14 protein-coding genes are annotated in these 21,365 nt (G+C 40.2%); 11 read left to right on the top strand and 3 right to left on the bottom strand.

Annotation, left to right across the window (positions count from 1 at the left end; genetic code table 11):
- Positions 1-137: 137 nt before the first annotated feature.
- Positions 138-3,755, top strand: a complete 3,618-nt coding sequence (gene dnaE, locus ACE1EF_RS09940; protein ID WP_375720504.1) for a DNA polymerase III subunit alpha — start codon at positions 138-140, stop codon at positions 3,753-3,755.
- A 178-nt stretch (positions 3,756-3,933) separates the two neighbouring features.
- On the top strand, positions 3,934-4,290 hold the full coding sequence (locus ACE1EF_RS09935) for a hypothetical protein (RefSeq protein WP_375720503.1): 357 nt from the start codon (positions 3,934-3,936) through the stop codon (positions 4,288-4,290).
- 59 nt (positions 4,291-4,349) lie between these two features.
- Here the strand turns inward: ACE1EF_RS09935 and ACE1EF_RS09930 are convergent, their stop codons facing one another.
- Together ACE1EF_RS09930 and ACE1EF_RS09925 are read right to left on the bottom strand one after the other, a co-directional pair.
- Entirely contained in the window at positions 4,350-5,513 is a 1,164-nt protein-coding gene (locus tag ACE1EF_RS09930; protein WP_375720502.1) for a galactokinase, read from the bottom strand.
- 30 nt (positions 5,514-5,543) lie between these two features.
- A complete protein-coding gene (locus ACE1EF_RS09925; RefSeq protein WP_375720501.1) occupies positions 5,544-6,542 on the bottom strand; it encodes a GntR family transcriptional regulator in 999 nt (332 codons plus the stop codon).
- 476 nt (positions 6,543-7,018) lie between these two features.
- Between ACE1EF_RS09925 and ACE1EF_RS09920 the strand changes: the two genes are divergently transcribed.
- The 6 genes from ACE1EF_RS09920 (at position 7,019) to ACE1EF_RS09895 (ending at position 15,514) form a co-directional block, all read left to right on the top strand.
- Complete coding sequence (locus tag ACE1EF_RS09920) at positions 7,019-9,673, top strand: CotH kinase family protein (RefSeq protein WP_375720500.1); 2,655 nt, start codon at positions 7,019-7,021, stop codon at positions 9,671-9,673.
- Positions 9,674-9,831: 158 nt separating this feature from the next.
- Positions 9,832-11,298 carry a sodium:solute symporter gene (locus tag ACE1EF_RS09915; RefSeq protein WP_375720499.1) on the top strand — a complete coding sequence of 489 codons (1,467 nt, stop codon included), beginning with the start codon at positions 9,832-9,834 and terminating at the stop codon, positions 11,296-11,298.
- Positions 11,299-11,499: 201 nt separating this feature from the next.
- Complete coding sequence (locus ACE1EF_RS09910) at positions 11,500-12,753, top strand: hypothetical protein (protein ID WP_375720498.1); 1,254 nt, start codon at positions 11,500-11,502, stop codon at positions 12,751-12,753.
- A 5-nt stretch (positions 12,754-12,758) separates the two neighbouring features.
- Positions 12,759-14,060 (top strand): hypothetical protein, encoded by a 1,302-nt coding sequence (locus ACE1EF_RS09905; RefSeq protein WP_375720497.1) that lies wholly within the window; start codon positions 12,759-12,761, stop codon positions 14,058-14,060.
- Positions 14,061-14,197: 137 nt separating this feature from the next.
- Positions 14,198-14,527 carry a cupin domain-containing protein gene (locus ACE1EF_RS09900; protein WP_375720496.1) on the top strand — a complete coding sequence of 110 codons (330 nt, stop codon included), beginning with the start codon at positions 14,198-14,200 and terminating at the stop codon, positions 14,525-14,527.
- Between the two features lie 12 nt (positions 14,528-14,539).
- Positions 14,540-15,514 carry a 4Fe-4S binding protein gene (locus ACE1EF_RS09895; RefSeq protein WP_375720495.1) on the top strand — a complete coding sequence of 325 codons (975 nt, stop codon included), beginning with the start codon at positions 14,540-14,542 and terminating at the stop codon, positions 15,512-15,514.
- Here the strand turns inward: ACE1EF_RS09895 and ACE1EF_RS09890 are convergent.
- Positions 15,511-16,218: a hypothetical protein gene (locus ACE1EF_RS09890; protein WP_375720494.1), complete on the bottom strand. Its 708-nt coding sequence runs from the start codon at positions 16,216-16,218 to the stop codon at positions 15,511-15,513. The two genes, ACE1EF_RS09895 and ACE1EF_RS09890, sit on opposite strands and share 4 nt — an antisense overlap.
- 131 nt (positions 16,219-16,349) lie before the next feature.
- On the opposite strand from ACE1EF_RS09890, the gene ACE1EF_RS09885 reads away from it, so the two are divergent.
- The 3 genes from ACE1EF_RS09885 to ACE1EF_RS09875 all read left to right on the top strand — a co-directional run bounded on the left by ACE1EF_RS09885 (position 16,350) and on the right by ACE1EF_RS09875 (position 21,324).
- Positions 16,350-17,657, top strand: a complete 1,308-nt coding sequence (locus tag ACE1EF_RS09885; RefSeq protein WP_375720493.1) for an MATE family efflux transporter — start codon at positions 16,350-16,352, stop codon at positions 17,655-17,657.
- Between the two features lie 56 nt (positions 17,658-17,713).
- Positions 17,714-19,924, top strand: coding sequence for a RelA/SpoT family protein (locus ACE1EF_RS09880; protein WP_375720492.1), 2,211 nt, complete (start codon positions 17,714-17,716; stop codon positions 19,922-19,924).
- Between the two features lie 206 nt (positions 19,925-20,130).
- Positions 20,131-21,324: a right-handed parallel beta-helix repeat-containing protein gene (locus ACE1EF_RS09875; RefSeq protein ID WP_375720491.1), complete on the top strand. Its 1,194-nt coding sequence runs from the start codon at positions 20,131-20,133 to the stop codon at positions 21,322-21,324.
- Positions 21,325-21,365 lie beyond the last annotated feature (41 nt).

The following is a 21,365-nucleotide window of genomic DNA, read 5'->3' as shown; positions in this document are numbered from 1 at the left end:
CAATTGAAACACTTTGTAATACTTATTAACGAAATTTCAAGTAAAAAATTCTTTCAAAACTTGTTGATACTTTTTTTGTTTATCATTCATGAATCCCCCGCTGACTTCATTAATTTTATTTGCTAAAATTTTTTATAATGATACCGTTTACGCATCTTCATGTTCACTCACAATATTCCATTCTAGATGGGGCAGCGAGCCTCAGAAATCTCATCGCCAAAGCGAAAAACGATGGTATGACATCGCTTGCACTTACCGATCACGGGGATATGTTCGGTATTAAGGAATTTCATGATCTCTGTAACAGGGAGGGCATAAAACCGCTGCTGGGCGTAGAGACTTACGTTGTAAACAACCGGAAAGATAAGGACAGATCAAATTATCACCTTATCCTGATCGCCAAAAATGAAAAAGGATACAGGAACCTGCTGAAACTGGTATCCATTGCTAATATTGAAGGATTTTACTATCGGCCCAGAATCGATAAGGCAACGCTTGAAAAATACAGTGAAGGCCTGATTGTAACCACAGCATGTATAGGTGGCGAGGTACCGCAGAAAATTATGGCAGGAAAAATGGACGAGGCAGAAGAAACCATTCGCTGGTTTAAGGGAATCTTCAAAGACGACTATTACCTGGAGCTTCAGCGTCATATTACGGATGATCCAGCCTTGCGGGCCGATGTCTACGAAAACCAGGTACTGGTAAATAAGCACCTGATTGAACTGGCAAAAAAATACGATATAAAACTGGTAGCAACCAACGATGTTCACTTCATCAATGCTGAAGATGCTGATGCACATGATCTGCTCATCTGCCTTAATACAGGGAAAGATCTGAACGATGAGAACAGGATGCGATATACCAAACAGGAATACCTGAAAACCACGGCAGAAATGAATAAACTGTTTGCCGATGTTCCTGAGGCATTGCAGAACACGCAGGAAATTGCTGAGAAGGTAGAAGTTTATAAGCTGAATGCTGATCCGATTATGCCCTACTTCCCAATCCCTGAAGAATTCGGTACAGAAGCAGAATACCGTACCCGATTTAGTGAGGAAACGTTAAAAGAGGAATTCGGGCCTGCTTTTGACCGTCTTGGAGGATATGAGAAAGTAATCCGTGTAAAACTGGAAGCAGATTACCTGACGCATCTGACGTATATTGGTGCAGAAAAAAAATATGGCGATGCTTTACCGGAAAAAAAAGAACGCATCGACTTCGAGCTTGAGACCATCAAAACAATGGGTTTCCCGGGATACTTTCTCATTGTGCAGGACTTTATTAATGCCGCCCGCGAAATGGGTGTTCTTGTTGGTCCGGGACGTGGCTCTGCAGCCGGTGCGGCTGTGTCCTACTGTGTAGGGATTACCAATATTGATCCCATAAAATACGATTTACTGTTTGAACGGTTTCTTAATCCTGACCGTATTTCAATGCCGGATGTGGATATCGACTTTGATGATGACGGTCGCCAGCTGGTATTGGACTGGGTGACTAAAAAATATGGCAAAGATAAAGTCGCACACATCTGTACCTTCGGTACGATGGCGGCTAAACTGGCTATCCGTGATGTGGCCCGCGTTCTTCGATTACCGCTTCCTGAAGCGGATCGTCTGGCAAAAATGGTGCCTGATACCCCAAAAATCACGCTAAAAAAAGCCTTTAAGGAGGTACCGGATCTTGAAAATGAAAAAGATTCAGATAATCCGCTGGTCGCGCAAACTCTGAAGTTCGCTGAAACACTGGAAGGCTCTGTTCGTCAGACCGGTGTACATGCCTGTGGAATCCTTATAGGCCGTGATCCGCTGGATGAACACGTACCCCTGATGCCTGCCAAGGAAGCTCAGCTTCTTACCACGCAGTATGACGGGCGTTTTGTGGAATCGATCGGATTATTAAAGATGGACTTTCTTGGTCTGAAAACGCTTTCAATCATTAAGGAAACCCTTGATAATATTAAGCGCTCCAAGGGAATTGAGATAGATATTGACCATATTCCTGAGGATGACGAAAAAACCTTTGAACTCTTCAGCCGTGGCGAAACTACAGCAATATTCCAGTTTGAATCACCCGGGATGAAAAAGCACCTGAGGGCGCTTAAACCCAACAGATTTGAAGACCTTGTGGCCATGAATGCACTGTACAGGCCGGGGCCAATGGAGTATATTCCGGACTATATCGACAGAAAACATGGCCGAAAAAAAGTAGAATATGACCATCCCATGATGGAGGAATATCTTGATGAAACCTATGGTATCACAGTCTTTCAGGAACAGGTGATGCTTCTGTCCCGCCATTTGGGACAGTTTACACGGGGTGAATCAGACTCCTTACGAAAAGCCATGGGTAAAAAGATTAAGGCAATGATGGATAACCTCAAGGTGAAATTCATGGATGGTTGCAAATCCAATCCTGCCTTTATTGAAGGATGCAAACAGGTAGATAAAAAACCGGATACCCTGATAGAAAAAATCTGGAAAGACTGGGAAGCTTTTGCCAGTTATGCCTTTAACAAGTCGCATTCTGTTTGTTATGCACGCATTGCATACCAGACAGGTTATCTGAAAGCCCATTACCCGGCTGAGTTTATGGCAGGTGTGCTTTCACGTAACCTTAACGACATCACCAAAATAACGACCTTTATGGAAGAGTGCCGCAGAATGGGTCTTGTGGTAAAGGGACCGGACGTTAATGAATCGATCCATAAATTTGCGGTTAACGACAAGGGCGAAGTACTTTTTGGTATGGTTGGTATAAAAGGTGTCGGGCAAAATGCCGTATCAGACATCGTTAATGAAAGGGAAGCTAACGGGCAGTATAAAGATATTTTTGATTTTGCAGAACGGGTTAACCTGACCTCTGTCAACAAAAAAAACTGGGAAGCACTTGCAAAATCAGGTGCTTTTGATAATCTGAATCTGCAAACCAGGGCTCAGTTTTTTGCCCAGGCACCAAATGATGAAAACACATTTATTGAGAGCATGATAAAATATGGGAACATTTTCCAGAATGATAAATCCTCTCAGCAAAATTCTCTTTTCGGCGATATGGGCTCTTCATCAATACAGATTAAAAAACCGGATATCCCGGACTGTGATCCCTGGTCGAAGCTTCATGAGTTGAACGAAGAAAAAGATGTCATCGGTATTTACCTTTCTGCTCACCCGCTGGACAGCTACAGGTTTGAAATAGAAAACTTCTTCAATATCCAGATGCCGATGCTCGATAACATGGATGAAATGGTAGGCAAAGAAATAACTACCGGAGGAATGGTAACCAAATTCAGAACCGGAACCACCAGAAACGGCAAACTGTTTGGCATACTGACCGTAGAAGATTACCATGGTCCGTTCGACTTTGCCTTCTTTGGAGAGGATTACATTAAATTTAAAAACTTTTTCCAGGTCGGTTATATCATCATGATCAAAGGCAGGGTCCAGCAGCGCCGATGGGACAATACAAAATACGATTTCAGCATTAAATCGATCAACCTTTTGAGTGAAGTCAGGGAAAAACTGGTTAAAAAAATGACGCTCAACATGGATCTGGCATCTGTGAGCAAAGACAATGTCAACGAGCTTTACAATCTTTTCGATAATAATAAGGGAAGCGTATTATTGTCTTTCAGAATTGTTAACCCTGAAGATAATCACGTTGTTAGCTTTCATTCCCGTGGTGTAAGGATTAATGTTACTGATGATCTGCTGGAGAATCTGAATGAAATGGAAGGGATTTCTTATATTGTTAATTAACATACCATACTCATTCATAACACACTAAATACCAATCAATTTGGTTTATTCAAAAAAAATAATTTAATATTGTACAAAACATCTGACTTGTTTACTGTTTGTGATTAAAAAATATTTTTATGTTTGTAGTCACATAAGAGCTCTGAATTTTTAGTTTAACATTAAATTATTTTTTATTATGAGCCAGGTAAAACCACGTGTTATAAAGGATTACGACAAACTGGATGCTTCTATTCTTGAACAGATCAAACTGGTTTATCCATACGGATTTACAGAAAATCTGATCACATTTACCAACAAGGACGGGAAACTCGTCAGTGCGTTGCCTTTTGAAACGGATGAAAAATATTACATGATCAGAATGACAGCCGAAGAGGCTGAAATTATTATCGACCAGGATGACGATTACGATGATGACGGTGTACTGAAGACTGAAATCAAAGAGGAATACGAGGACAAGTACTCAGATCTGGAATATCTGGCCGATAATGTGGAAGATGATGGAGAGGAACCGATGGATAAAGATGAAGACTAAATAAAACAAAAGGCTGTCCAAAAAGACAGCCTTTATTATTTTTCAGTAATTGCGGATTGTTATTCTACTCTGTGTCCACCGTCACCGATTTCAGCGACATAGAATTCTGCAACCAATCCTGTTTTTTCAGTATATTCCTTGCCTACCTTTTCGATAAACTCATCTACGTATTCATCTTTTACCAGACTTACGGTTGAGCCACCAAAACCACCACCGGTCATACGTGAACCAATTGTGCCTTCAATTTTCCGGGCTGCTTCAACCATGGAATCCAGTTCGTGTCCTGTAACTTCATAGTCATCACGCAAAGAATCATGTGAACCGTTCATCAATTCGCCAAATACCTCAAGATTTCCGGCTTTTAATTCGGAGACAGCCCTTGTCGTTCTGCTGATTTCACTCACAACGTGACGGGCTCTGCGCATTACGGTCTTGTCTTCAATTTTATCAGCGACCGAATTAAACTGCTCCATTGAGAGTTCGCCCAGGTTATTGATTGGAATATAAGGCTTAATGGCGTCTACAGCTGCATGACATTCGCTTACCCGTTTATTGTACATACCAGAGTCCAGTGAATGAGGTGAATTGGTATTTCCAATGACGATTTTAACACCATCAAGAACAACCGGAACAAGATCATATTCAAGCGTATCACAATTCAGAAATACTGCATTATCCTTCTCTCCCATTCCTGAGGCAAACTGGTCCATAATACCACACATTACACCTGCAAATTCATGCTCCGATTTCTGTCCGTATTTAATCAGTGTCAGTTTATCAAGATTATATCCGTAGGTATCGTTAATAGCAACACCCGTAACCACTTCAAGAGAAGCAGATGAAGACAATCCTGCGCCACCGGGTACATTTCCCCAGATCAGGATATCTGCTCCCTCTTCAGGCACATGTCCATCCTTAACAAACTGAGCGATCACACCGAGTGAATAGTTGGCCCATGTTCCCTTTGGAAGTGGTTTGGTCAGATCTTCCAGCTTCACTTCCACCACCTCAGGCAAATTAAGTGATTTGAACCTGAATACGTCACTACCGTTTTTACGGATAAGACAATACGTACCAAAAGACAAGGCACAAGGAAAAACAAAGCCACCGTTATAGTCAGTGTGTTCACCAATTAGATTTACCCTGCCGGGTGAGAAAAATACAGCTGTTTCTCCTTCCCCGTAAGTTTTCACAAACTCTTGTTTAAGTGTTTTTACATCCATTTTATTAAATCGATTAGTTAATATTTGTGTTTACAGCGATTTTCTTATTATCAGTTGTGAAGGATTTTCCTTCACTTCTTTAACCCGGTCAAGAACCATACGGGCCATATCCTGTCCCATCAGTTTAAAATCAGTTGATATGGTTGTAATACCTCCGGCTACAACTTCTTTCAGATCTGTATCATTAAACGAAACAAGGCCGACATTCTTGCCCAGATGCAGCTTAAACTTCTCTGTTTGTTTAATGATCTGAATCAGATGCCTGTCATGCGTAACAAAGTACACTTCTCCCTGTTTCACGGTTCTGCCATCAAGCGACTCAAGCAGCTCATAATCAAAGCTGTTTTCTTTACAGAATTTCAGAAAACCGGTCTTTCGTTCCTCAGGCTCCTTTCCCTTCGGAGAAACGAGGATCAGCTTTTCATATTTCATCAGAAACATTTGTCCTGTGATGAGCGCATCATAAATATCCTCCTCAAAATTCTGGTAGATGGTGCCGTACAAATAAGGCAAATCTGCTTTTCTATCCAGAATATAAGTGCGTTCGAATGGAAGCTTTTTAATCAACGGAGCAATGTTCTCCAATGATCCGGGCATAATTACAAATGAGGTATACTTGTATTTGTTTTCCTCCACCAGCGTTTCCATAACCTGACGGTTGAAATGGTGAAAATAAATATCTACAGCCGCATTATTCCCTATCGCTCCAATAAAACCGTTATACAGATCTTCCTTAAATGCATTAAATTCATCAAACATCAGAAAAATCTTTTCCTTCTGTTTGATGTTCGTTGTCGAAATATAATACCCCTTACCAGGTGTGGAAGATATTATTTTTTTGTCCTTTAGTTCTTTGAAAGCAGCCAGAACAGTATCCCGTGACAGTCCAAATTCATCTTTAATCTGATTTAAGGATGGAATTTTATCGCCCCGTTTTAAATCTCCTGTCTGTATCGCCTGAAAAATTGAATTAATAATCTGTTTGTACTTGGGTACATCCAGATCGTCATTAATTTGTATCAGGTTCATATATCGTATTTTAAGTTATCTGTCAGGCTGTATTCAGGCTCTGACACGTTAATAAAATGCTATCAAATATAAATAAAAAACGCATCAGCAAAACATGTTTTGCAGCATACCAGTCCCTACCAGTTGGCATTTCAGATCAAAATCAATTCTCACTTAAAGCAGCTTAAATTCTGAAAGCCAAACACTTAAAATTTGCAGGAAACGAAGACCAAAAGAATACGATCTTCATCATGTAAAACGGTTGTATATGATGACACTTTTACTCCTAAATGTGTCAAATTTTATCTCCGAACAGGCAGGCCTTCAGTTAATACAATTGGAATAACACTCTGCAATCAGAACCAGTGTTAAAACTTAACTTTAACCATACTTATCTTACATGCCGTGGACAAAACTTTAAAAGTTTTATTAAATTCGTCCTTTTATTATACAGGACAACCTGTTTGGGTGATATTATTTTTACGCTTGCATAGAGGATGAAACGATTTATTTGGGTTATAGCTGTTCTTATCCTGAGTTCAGGAATACGTTTATTTGGATCTACTGATTCATTGACATTGGATTTTAATTATTCACGGGGCTATTACCGCTACGCGTGCAACCTCATCATAACAGCTTCTGATCCTTCCGCTACAGTAAAATATACGTTAGACTGTTCGGATCCGCTTTCAAACAATGGTATCGAATACACCAGCAGCCTGTTAGTAAATACTACCACAATCGTCAGGGCTGTAGCCCTGTCCTCCACAGATACATCTGAGCTGATTACACAGACATATCTTTTTCCGGAGGATATTCGCAGGCAACCTAAACATCCCAATGGATTCCCTGCAACCTGGGGTGGATCAAAAACAATAAATGCTGACTATGAAATGGATCCGGAAGTAGTTAATAACCCGGTATATTCAGATAAAATTGAGGCCGCGCTGAAATCCCTGCCCGCATTATCTCTCACCATGGAAACCGATGAATGGTTTGATCCGGAATCAGGGTTATATGTTGGATACCCGAACACCAATATCACCAGGGAAAAGCCTGTTAGTGCAGAATTCATATATTCTGATCCCAATGAGAGTTTTTTAATAAATTGTGGAGTACAAAACCAGGGTGGCACAAGTATTGTAGACTGGAAATCGCCAAAACAATCCATGAGATTGCTGTTCAAGAGTCAGTATGGTCCTAAAAAGCTAAAGAAAAGACTCTTTCCGGATTCCGAGATTGAATCCATCAATACCCTGGTAGTCGACGGATTATTATATTCGTGGATTCATCCTTGGGACAATTTGCAACGAAAGACATCGCTGTATTTCAGAGATCAGCTTGCGTCTGACTTACAAAACGAAATGGGCGGATTAAGTTTTCATGGCATATATGTAAATGTTTACATTAATGGCCTTTACTGGGGAATTTACGACCTCCACGAAAGACCGGATGAGGATTTTATGGCAGAATATTATGATGCCCAAACAGAAGATTTCGATATTGTTAAACACAACCCGAATACCGTTGTTGCAGGATCAAACACCTCGTATCTCAATCTTCTGAAAGAAGCCAGAAAAGGATTCACAGAGAATACATCACTGGATGAAATAAAGAAGCTCCTTGATCTTCCCCGGTTTATTGACTACATGATACTCAACTTTTATCTGGGAAATTACGATTGGGCGCATCAGAATTATTATGCAGCAGTAAATAAGAACCTGAATTCAGGTTACAGGTTCTACACCTGGGATGCTGAGCATGTGATGCGGTATTCAGATGTAAATTACAATAATACGGACAAAAACGATTCCGGCGGCCCAACAGAAATCCATCAGTTACTAAAAAACAATGCAGAATACAGACTTATGTTTGCCGATGCATTCTATAAACACGCATTCAATAACGGTGCCCTGACTCCGGAGAATTTTGAACATGCTTTTAATAAACGTAAAAATGAGCTTGACCAGGCAATCATCCTGGAATCTGCAAGATGGGGAGATTACCTTGAAAGTTCAACCAATACAGTTTACACCAGGGATGATTTCTGGATTCCTGAAGTTAATAAAGATTTAACTGAATACATTCCCAACCGTATCAATAAAGTACTGGATCAATTCAGACAAAACAATAACCGTCTTTTTCCATCTGTAATGCCACCGGTATTTAATAAAGAGGAAGGTATAATCGAAAGCGGGGCTACGGTTTCTGTTTCGGACAACAATTCAGTTCCGGGTATAATTATATATACACTCGACGGCACCGATCCCAGAGAAGAAGGCGGCAGCATACGAGGGACTGAATACAAAGCCCCAGTCACCATTAATACAACAACAACAATTAAAGCAAGATTCTTATCGACCGAAACCAACGAATGGAGTGCACTTGCTGAGGCTGGTTTTATACCAGAAAGTGACTATAACGCCATAATGATCAGTGAGATTATGTACAATTCAGGATATCAGGATCTTGAATTTATTGAACTCCTGAACAATGGCAAAAAAGAAATCAACATCAAAGGTTATACCTTTACGGATGGCATTGAATATACCTTTGATAATGATCTCATTATAAACCCCGGAGCAACAACGGTACTGGCAAATGATAAAACGATGTTCTCCTCTCTTTTTAGTTTTGATCCCTACGATACGTATTCAAAACGACTCAGCAATGACGGGGAAACAATTTTACTGGCCAACAGTTTTGGAGATAAGGTGGATTCCGTCACTTACAGCAACGCCTACCCATGGCCCTGGGAAGCTGATGGCCACGGAAGATCTTTGGTACTCAGGGACCCGGACAGCGATAATGCAGAAGCCTCGAACTGGGAACTATCCGCAGAAATTTACGGTTCACCCGGAGACTTTACATCGGTTAATACCGGTACTAATACAATTAAAAACAGTGTCTATCCAAATCCGTTTAAGAACCGGATCAGGATCAGCATCAATGACACCGGTCAAAGAGAGATACTATCATTCGGGATATACAACAGCATGGGACAGCTTGTTAAAAGCTTCCACAGATCAGCTCACGAGCATTTATATGAATTTGATCTCAGCAGCTTAAATACAGGAACATACCTGCTCATAGTATCTGATGATGCAAGCCGGGATCAATTGGTAAATATGCTGATTGTGAAAATTGAATGAAAAACCGAAAACACCTGACCCGCCAAGTTATGCATAATTCACTTCTTCCTGCGAAGTAATTAAAGCGAAATTCTATGCCTAATCAATATTTATTTTATCCGGCAGGATAATTTATTGAAAAGCAAATTAAATCGTTTTCTTTGTGCTAAATAACGAATATGAATCCAGGTACATACATATACATTCTGGTAGCTTATTTCGGTGTGTTATTCGTGATTTCGTTTGTAACCGGTAAAAGCAGCACCAACGATACCTTTTTCACCGGGAACCGGCGTGCACCCTGGTATGTCATATCGTTTGGAATGCTGGGTGCTTCATTAAGCGGTGTAACCTTTATATCTGTTCCCGGATGGGTATTGAGTACCAATTTCACCTATATGCAAATGGTTCTGGGCTATGTAGTTGGATATATTATAATTTCGCAGGTTCTTTTGCCCATTTATTACAAACTTAAGCTGCCTTCTATCTACTCTTACCTTGACGAACGCTTCGGACAAAATACATATAAATCGGGTTCCTGGTTTTTCATCTTATCCAGAACCATTGGCTCAAGCTTCAGGCTGTTTTTAATGGCTAATGTATTACAGATTACCATTTTTGAACAACTGGGAATTTCATTTTCCGTAACCGTTGTTGTGACCATATTACTGATCTGGCTCTACACTTTCAGAAGCGGCATAAAAACCATTATATGGACTGATGCGTTACAAACCTTTTTACTGCTTGCAGCTCTTGTAATTACTGTAATCGAGATTTCAGGGCAGCTGAAACTTACTGCAGGTGAAACATTTAGCACAGTCTACAGCAATCCGTTATCGAAGATTTTTGTCTTTGATGACTTTTCCAGTAAACAGAACTTCTTCAAACAATTTTTTTCAGGCATTTTCATCACGATTGTAATGACCGGCCTTGATCAGGATATGATGCAGAAAAACCTCAGCTGCAGAACTTTAAAAGATGCACAAAAAAACATGCGCTGGTATGGTTTTGCCTTTGTTCCTGTAAATTTTCTGTTTCTATCTCTGGGGGTACTTTTGGTTATATATGCAAACCGCATAGGGATGCAAATTCCGGAACGCAGCGATGACCTCTTTCCTACTCTTGCGACCGGAGGCTATCTTAGTCCCTACCTTGCTGTGATATTTATGCTTGGACTGGTAGCAGCCGCTTACTCCAGTGCTGATTCAGCCTTGACCTCACTGACTACTTCGTTTTCTGTTGATATTTTAGGCTACAATAAAGAGGAAAATGAACTTCCAAGGGAAAAACGAATACTTGTTCATTTTATGTTTTCCGTTGTACTTGCTGTCATCATTCTGTTATTCAATAAAATTAATAACCAGGCTGTTGTAAGCGCCATATTTATGGTTGCCGGTTATACCTACGGTCCCCTTTTAGGGGTTTATTTCGCCGGTCTTTTTACAAAGATGAAACCAAACGACAAACAGATTCCCTATGTCATGACAGGATCACCTCTTGTTTCAATTGCATGTTATTACGGTTTTAAAGCCATCTGGGATTACACACTTGGCTTTGAAGTTCTGTTACTGAACGGATTCATCACTTTTCTTGGCCTTACCTTGCTTCATTTTATGAATAATAAGACGTCCATAAAGCAGAATTAAGAATCTCTATGAACAAAAAAATTTAACACTTGTTGAATTGATAGGTTAATAAATATTAAAATAACCTGGTACGGGCCCAATTGTGTATTGCAATTTTCATCTCTCCCTGGTTGGTACTTTCCCCGCGTAAAGATGACTTCACAAAAGCAACTCTCTGCTTAGTATTGAATTATTCAAGTTACTAATCAAAAATAGAGCATCATGAAAACATCCGGGATTATTTGGCTTACCCTATGGCTTGCACTCGTACTTTTTCCTATGAACCTGAATGCACAGAATGAACCCAACTCTTCCAACATGTTTGAAAAAGGCCGGCAATACACCCAGACACATAATGACCTGGACGTCTCTTTTCAAAGCAGGTTTTCAGACGGAAATAAATATGCAACTGCTGTAGCAACAGCTCTCAGTCTAACTTTTACATGGTTCTTTATCAACAACAGTGGTTTTGTTGCACAGCTGGATTACTCCCGTACACGGACAAATAATGAATCAAATTACAGTTACAGACAAATAGCCAGAAATAAAATGTTATATGCCGGATACATTTACGGTTATCAGTTTTCTCAAACCCTTGGTTTCTATGGTTCGGCCATGCTTGGAATTGGCGCTTCCCGCGACTATTTCCGGTATCTGGATCAAACCGACGGAAATAATTCCACCTCCTTGTTAACCGGGGCAAAACTGGAACTGGGAGCATTCTGGTGGCCGATCATGGCTCTGCCTGTGCTGCTTCAGCCCAGAATTGGATATGCCCTTCGCAACCAGGCTTTAGACAATTATACATCCGTTACATCAGGACTGTATTTATCAGCCAGCGTCATCGCAGCATTAACATGCAATGATTTTTATTGCAGAAACAACAGCATTTCCAGAATAATGAATCCCTACGTACCCGGATTACTTTTTATCACTACCGGGCTGAATCCCTTCTTAAGATTTGGAAATATTACATCAAAATATACAGATGCTGCAAACAATGTAAACAACTATTTTAATGCGGGATTGCGTTTAGGATTTGGAATATACCTGATCCAAAACCTTGCAGCCCTGATGTATATCAACAGCTACTCGGATAAAACGGTCAATCAGGACACGGAATATGGTAACAGAGATGCCGGTTTTAAACTTGGTGTTGGCCTGAGATATAACCTTCCCATCGCGAATTCTTGTCTGAATAATCTGTATGCACAGGCAAAAATTGGTTTTGGCAACCGTATTAATGAATACCTCAACAGTGAATCCAGTACAAACAAAGACCGTTTATTCGCTTATTCAATGGGATTAGGTTACGCCTATTTTCTAACATCATATATGGCCCTTACCAGTACACTGCTATATGAAGTGAACCGGTATACCAACACCGTTTCCAGTATTAGCACAAGCTATGCCGGATTTGCAATAAGACTGGCACTGGCTTTCTATATCAGTAATTTAAATGTTTTTAATAAGTAACGCTTATGAAATGGAATAATTTATACATCGCATCTATTATAATTGGCAGCATACTAGCTGCAGCACCGGCTATTGCAAAAGATCCTATCAAGAAAAAGGACATTGAAGGCACTGTATCATCCATAGATGCCGATATGTTAGAAAAAAGCACCACATACACTGACGTCGGTTCTTTTTTAATGTTTAACCAGTATGCCACTACGAGTAATGGCAACAGATCAGGTGTGACCAACAATCAGAATTTAAACCTTTACACAACAAATGTGTTTCGGGACAATTTAGCATTTAATGCAGGACTCTACGCCGATAGAAGTGCATGGAAACCTGAAAGTGGCCGCAATAATATTGAAAGATTCAGCAAAGTTACTGCTGGTATCACCTATGGAGATCAGTTAAAACCGGATCTGGCATACTTTGCCGGTTTCAATATTAAGGGCGGATTAAACACGGATAAATTCTACAGTTATAACGGAGAAATATTTGATTATGAAGAAAGAAAGACCAGGTCCGGATCTTTTGGGTTTGAACTGTTTGCAGGATTGCTTACGCAGATGTATGACAACAATAATCTGATTACAAGAACAAATGCTGTATATGACCGTTACACGCATTTTTATGACAACTACAATTATACAGATGCCGAATTATATGTTGAGGCATCAAACGTAGCCCAGATAGGCTGTACTGACCTTTACTGTAACAGGGAAAACAATGGCTTTCCTGTTCTGACGGATTTCCACAAAAAAGGTACATTCATATATGACACCAATACCCCGATCTGGTTAGGAACAGGCACTGAAAGAAGAGCATATGATACGGACGACATTCGCAAGTGGGGTTACCTTACAGTGGGATTCGACTATAAATTAACGTATTACCCTGTAGACAATATAAAGGTTATAGGTGGTTTATATGCTAATCTTTACAGTGAAAACAGTAGGCAGGATGATTCAAAAAGCTCCAGCAATGACCTGGGAATTGTTTTTGGTGGTGGTGTTCATGCTCCTTATGATGGCTTATTAAATAATGTCTCTGCAAACCTGGAGTTTGATTTGGGCAGAAGTAGCAACAAAGAAACAAATACTGCCGGTGAAGTTTCTGTTAGTACAGATCTTGGACTGGGCATTAAAGCGTATGTGCGTTATGAAGGTGCAGTAACCTCTAATGTTTTATGGCACCTGGATCTTGGACTTCAACGATGGGGCTATAGTGACGCCAACTCCGATTACTCCTACAATAACTTCGGGATGTATGCAGAAGCCGGAATTTCTGTGCCGTTTACATCCTTTAAAGGCATACGATATTAACCTGTTAATTACTACATAGTTTTTTAACCATGAGCAGCCTGATTTTGCAGGCTGTTTTTTTCAGGTGTAACATATGTTACCTTTTTTCTTCCTTAAACCACTTACCTTTGTTCTGTCCAAATTTAAAGATTTATATTATGACCAACGGTGTTTTTGAACTCTCAAAACCATATCTTTTAAAAGAATCCGTACAATATGCTGACGGTTCAATCGTAAGTAAAATTGTTACCCGAAATATAGCCGGAAATATTACTTTATTTGCATTTGATGCCAATCAGAATCTAAGTGAGCATACAGCTCCGTTTGATGCCATCGTTCAGATACTGGAAGGAAAGGCACGGATAATAATTGACAGGCAGCCATATACACTGTCAGAAAACGAAATGATCATTATGCCGGCTAATGTTGCACACGCTGTTGAGGCCGATGGAAAGTTTAAAATGTTGCTTACCATGTTAAAAGCTTAACATCACATACAGATGATTCGCAAATCGCTGATTCTTCCGGTATCCGTTTCGCTGTTTATCATTTTACTACTGACTCCTGTTCAACTGATGGTTGAGATGAGAATGCTTATGCTGGATCGTTTTATTCCCGGCGGGGGCTTCATTGAAATAGTCATTATTGCATTTTATGGTGGATTCGTGGCTTATAAAATGCAGGATCCCAGAAATGTAGCCAAATGGCGGCTTCGAACCTGGTCGTTGTTCAGCTGGTTCTTCTTCACTCAGCTCATACTTGGAATGCTTGTATCAGAGAAATTTCTTCTGACAGGAAAACTTCATCTTCCCATACCAATGATGATCCTCGGAGGCCCAATTTACAGAGGTCAACTTTCAGTAATGACGCTGCTGTTCCTATCTACAATACTTTTAACAGGTCCGGCGTGGTGTAGTCACCTTTGTTATTTCGGAGCACTTGATGCCCTGGCATCAAATAAAAAAGGAAGACCGGCAAAGCTCAAAGCGCTTAAACCATTCAAGAACAGCATGGTCGTTCTGATCATCGTTTCGGCACTGCTGCTCAGATTCAGCGGAATAACAAACACCTGGGCTACCATCCTGGCAATTACCTTTGGGCTTACCGGAATAGGTATTATCCTGTTTGTTTCCCGCAAAAAGAAACAAATGGTACATTGCGTTCAGTACTGTCCCATTGGTACAATTGTGAACTACACAAAATTCGTCAATCCGTTCAGGATGAAAATTGATTCAAACTGTACCAATTGTATGGCCTGTACAGCAACATGCCGCTATAATGCATTAAAGCCTGCAGATATCCTGCAAAAGAAACCGGGCATAACATGTACCTTATGTGGTGATTGTGTGCAATCGTGTCATACACAATCCATTCATTACAGATTCTTTAAGATGAAGCCCGCGAATGCACGGCTGCTTTATCTTTTTCTTACCATTTCATTTCACGCTGTATTTATGGCTTTAGGAAGGATTTAAAACTTAAAACCGTAAACCAGGCCCAACTGGAAGGTATTAAAACTAATCCTGGTTTCTGGGATTATAAAACGGGTGGTATAATTCGTGGTTTCATAGGGTCCAAGTGCACTTTTCGACATTAAAATATACTCTGCATTTAAGGCCCAGAAGGACACTTTTCCTTCTGCCAGTACCAGTGACAGCTTTCCGTCCAGGCCAAAGGAATAGTCATGAAACCGCTTCATATCAGCATCTGTATCATCACCTGCATTTAAGGCAAGTAACGGCCCCAGAGCTATTTCAAAATATTTATTTGGCCTGTAAACATAATGCACTCCTGCGGAGACAGAATAAAGCGAAATGAACAGATAACCTTTATCCTCACTATAGCCGTTTATATCACCAAGGTAGGCATAACGAATATCTGCACCAATTCCAGATTTTCCATCATAATAACGGGTATATGACCCTTTAAGAAAAATTTTGGGCCCGCTCATTTTGGGATGATTAATGATTTCGCCGGCATTAAAAAGCCATCCTGTGGTAGGATCATCATATCCATATGCAACCATCATATCATTTATCCCGCCAAGAGCTGATGAACCGGCATATCCAATGGTCAGATCAATTCTGTTTTTTTTTGACAGTTTCACGCTGTTGTCCGTGGATTGGGCTGTGGAAAAGAAGCTGAAAAAGATGAAACCGATAATGCAAAGTCCCTTCATAAGATTTCCGTAAAACAGTTCAAGTTACAAAAAAGCAACTGTAAAAATAAAATCTTTAACATTTCATCCCATACCTTTATATTTATAGCTAAGCGGTGCCAGACATTAGCTTTTTTCTACTTTTGCATTCAATGAAAGCAATGGATCACCGTATATTAAAATTTGCAGTCCCCAATATTATCAGCAACATTACTGTTCCGCTTCTGGGTTTTGTGGATATGGCACTGATGGGACACCTCAGCTCACCCATCTATATCGGAGCCATTTCGCTTGGAACCGTTATATTTAACTTTATCTACTGGAGTCTCGGGTTTCTGCGAATGAGCACAAGCGGAATGACAGCACAATCGTATGGCAAAAAGGACTTTAAACAAGCTGCAAAAATTCTTTCCAGGGCACTCTTTATTGCACTGGTAGCAGGCGTATTGATACTACTCCTCCGTAATGTGATTAGCCACGTAGGTTTTAACCTGCTTGACGGCAGCCAGGAAGTAAAAGAAGAGGCAGCACTATATTTCAGAATCCGTGTTTTTGCCGCCCCTGCATCCATTGCCCTTTTTGCCTTTTCGGGCTGGTTTTTAGGCATGCACAATGCCAGAATACCTATGATTGTCTCTATCCTGGTAAATGTATTTAATATCCTGATCAGTGTCTTGTTTGTGGTTGTTCTGGACTATAAATCAGATGGGGTTGCTATTGGAACTGTATGTGCTCAGTATATCGGTTTGGCGCTGTACGTATATTACCTTTTTAAAAAATTTCCGGAACTGATCCGGTTTATTGGATTTAAAAGCATAACACCTTTCCATGAATTAAAAAATTTTCTTTCCGTTTCAGGTGACATTTTCTTCAGAACATTGATGGTTATTCTCGTTTTTACCTGGTTCACATCCGAATCAGCAGGTCAAGGTAATACCATTCTGGCAGTAAACTCTCTCTTTCGGGAATTCCTGATGTTTTTCTCATTTCTGATGGATGGATTTGCCTTTGCTGCTGAACCCATTATTGGCGGCGAAATCGGTGCAGGCAACAGAAAAGACATCAGGACCATCGTACGGCGTATCTTTAAATGGGGATTCGGTATTACTGTTTTCACAACACTCATTTATGGTGGGCTGGGGTTCCATATTATGGCATTACTTACCGATCAGGCTGTAATCCTTGAAACGGCAAAACCTTATCTGCCATATATTGCCCTGATCCCAATTGCCTGCTTTGCATCATTTTTATGGGATGGTGTTTATATCGGAGCCACGGCCTCAAGACAAATGCTGTTTTCCATCCTGGTATCAACCTTCGTGATCTTTTTCCCGGTATGGTATGTTTTTAAAAACAGCCTGGGAAACCACGCTTTATGGATTGCCATGTTACTTTTTATGTTCAGCCGGGGAATATATTTATGGATGGTGAGTGAATCGTTTATTTATAAAAAGCAATAGGTATTCCGTTTTAAAGCGTTTATCTTTTTCCTAATTTTACAATAAAATTTATATGCATGTCTGACACGTCATTATTTACAGAGGAAGAACAGGAAAAACTGTACGAAAAATTCAGAAAACTACTGAAGGATGCTTCTGTTTTTAAGGAGGACGATGCCGAGGATCATGTGCACAGGGCCTTTCAGATTGCGATGAATGAACGCGGTAACAAACGTGTTCGATCCGGAAGACATGCAATTTACAAAACGCTGGATGTGGCCAAAATTGTGGTCAATGAAATCGGCCTTGGAAAAACATCGCTCATCTGCACATTGCTTTACGATGTTGTACACGCCAACCATATTCCACTCGAAGAAATTGAAACACTTTTCAGCCACCAGGTAGTGGAGATTATCCGTGGACTTGACCAGGCTTCCGGTCTGTATGAAAAAAGTGCAGCCATAGAATCAGAGAACTTCAGACAACTCCTGCTGACCTTTGCCCGTGATATCCGCGTGATTCTTATCATGGTAGCGGACCGTTTGCACACCATGCGCCACCTGCAGTATTTCAGTGATGAAGATCAGTTAAAAATAGCCAGGGAGACCAGCTACCTTTATGCTCCCCTGGCACATCGCCTGGGTCTTTACACGATAAAATCAGAACTCGAAGACCTTTCTCTCAAATACACAAACAGGGAGCTATATAAGGAGATTGCCAATAAGCTGAATGAGACAAAACGTGCCCGTGAAGCGTATATTGCAAATTTTATAGCTCCTATTAAGGAAAAACTGGAAAAGGAAGGATTCAAATTTGAAATTAAAGGCCGGACAAAAACCATCTTCAGTATTCTGAATAAAATGAGTAAGAATACACCATTTGAAGATATTTATGATCTTTTTGCCATTCGGATCATCCTTGATACCAAACTTAAAAAAGAGAAATCTGATTGCTGGCGGGTGTATTCCATTATTACCGATATGTATTCGCCAAACCCAAAACGCTTACGTGACTGGCTCTCCATACCCAAAAGCAACGGATATGAATCGTTACACACAACCGTAATGGGACCTGATGGAAAATGGGTTGAAGTTCAGATCAGAACGGTCAGGATGAATGAAATAGCAGAAAAAGGACTGGCTGCCCATTGGCGTTATAAAGGGATTAAAAGCGAGAAAGGACTTGATGAGTGGCTTATGAACATCAGGGAAATCCTCGAAAATCCCGAAAAGAATGCTGTTGACTTTATTGATGACTTTAAACTGGGCCTGTACGAAAAAGAAGTTTTTGTGTTCACCCCGAAAGGAGACCTGAAAAAACTGCCGTTAAGGGCAACTGTGCTGGATTTTGCATTTGATATTCATACTGCAATCGGAAGTAAGTGCGTGGGTGCCAAAGTAAACGGAAAGAATGTTCCCATCCGTCACCAATTGAATAACGGTGATCAGGTAGAAATCCTGACCAGCAATAATCAGAAACCCAAGCAGAGCTGGCTACAGATTGTAACAACATCAAAAGCTAAAACCAAAATTAAACAGGCGCTGAAAGAGGCACAGTTTAAAGAAGCTGAATTGGGGCGTGAGATGCTACGCCGCCGGTTTAGAAACTGGAAAATCAATATGGATGACGGCCGGTTTCAGCGCATGGTTCATCACCTGAAATTCAGCACAACAACAGACTTTTATTGCGCCATAGCCAAAGAAGAAATTGAACTGGCATTTATAAGAGAAACTTACCTGGAGCTGGAGCGTAAAGAGACCACATCAGTACCTGACAGTCCTGAAATAAAAACAGCTGAAAATTATAATCTTCAGTCAGATGCCAGACAGGAAGGCGAAGACATATTGACCATAGATGAACATCTTAAGAATATCGAATTCACACTGGCAAAATGTTGCAAGCCCATTTACGGCGACGATATTTTTGGGTTTGTAGGCTCGTCAGGAGGTATTAAAATCCACCGAAGGGATTGCCCCAACGCACCACAGTTGATTAACCGCTTCGGGTACCGGATTGTGAAAGCACAATGGTCAGGAAAAGCAGGTACAAAATACGATGTCACCTTGCAGGTCACCGGTGAAGATGATATTGGAATTGTCAGCAATCTTTCATCGGTAATTGCGAATGATCTCAAGGTTAAGTTACGTTCAATTAACATTGACTCGGGTGACGGGGTATTTAATGGCACCCTAACACTCTCTGTATCTGATATTTCAAATCTAAATAACATCCTTAAAAAGATCAGATCTGTGCGTGGAATACTAAATGTGAAGCGGCTTTACGAATAAACTATTTATTTATTTTTCATTTTCTAAATGTAACCCAAACCCTTTATATTTCACTTTTTTACAAATTTATTTGGTAATATTAACAATTTATTAATATTTTTGTACGTGTAAGCACGTTCATACATGTCTTTAATTTAGTTAGCCCACTTTTAAGTCTCAGATATGAATCAAATGTTAATATTAACATTTAGTTAAACTTAAGAGTTATGAAATATTCACTACTTGCCGCACTCGTTGTTTTGCTTTCACTGGTATATTTTTCATGTGAGAACAACAATGAATCTGATATAAACGAAAACATTGATTTTCCGGACCTTTTTCCAAAGGAAACAGGCAAGGATGTAATATATGTAGCTAACGTACCGGAACTGATGGCAACGACCAGGTTAACGAAAGAAGGCAATAAGGTTGTAATCATAAAAGATGGTGAATATGAAATATCAGAACCAATCCGGATTTCCGGAGATGGCATCATCTACAGGAGTGAATCAGAAAACCGTGACAGGGTTATTATAAAAGGGAAAGGCATTACCGGGAATATCACTCAGATCTTCACCGTAAGCGGAAAAACATTCGGATTAAAAGATATCAGTCTGGGCGAGGTCAGTGGAAGCGGAATCGTCATTCATGGAGAAAAAAATACCGATAGTATTTACGTTCAGAATGTGCGGTTCTATAACACGAGAAACCAGATGATCCTGGCCAGTTGTGATGAGGATTACTCGGATGATCACGCTGATTTTGGTACGATTGAGGACTGCTTGTTTGAACATACCAACCATAAAACACCTGCGGGTATCAGTGGTGGTGTTGATATATACAGTGGCAGTAACTGGCGCATCAGTAATTGTACATTTAAAAATATTAATACTGCAGATCACAAAGAATCATCCGGTGCAATCCGCTTCAGAAAAGCTTCAGAAAAATGCACGGCAGAAAACAATGTCATTATAAACTGCGATCGCGGCATTTTGTTCGGAACCAACAACGAAGCACATACAGGTGGGATCATACGCAATAATATGATCTATGTGACCAGAGAATCGGGGATATACATTTGTAATGCCAAAGATGTAAAAGTATACAACAATACCATCTTTAGTTCTTCCGATTACCCCAACTCCATAGAATGTTTTGACGAAGAAGGTAACATTGAAATCATCAACAATCTCACCAACAAAAATATAAGTTCCAAAAATCAATCCACAGCACGGGTGGAAAACAACATTACCCATGCAGAAGAAAACTGGTTTAAAAATGCGTCACAGGGAAATCTTCATCTTGCAAAAAATGTAACGGAAGTGGTTAATACAGCCATCACACTCGACGATGTCTCCATTGACAAGGATGGTGACAGAAGGATGGCTTATATGTCTGATATCGGGGCAGACGAACGTTAGAAAAATCTCTTATCTTTGGTCATATTTTTTTCACAGCAAAT

Source organism: Quyinboa sediminis (assembly GCF_042219855.1).
Lineage (GTDB): Bacteria > Bacteroidota > Bacteroidia > Bacteroidales > UBA5342 > JBHJHP01.
This window is presented reverse-complemented; position numbering and strand designations above follow the sequence as displayed.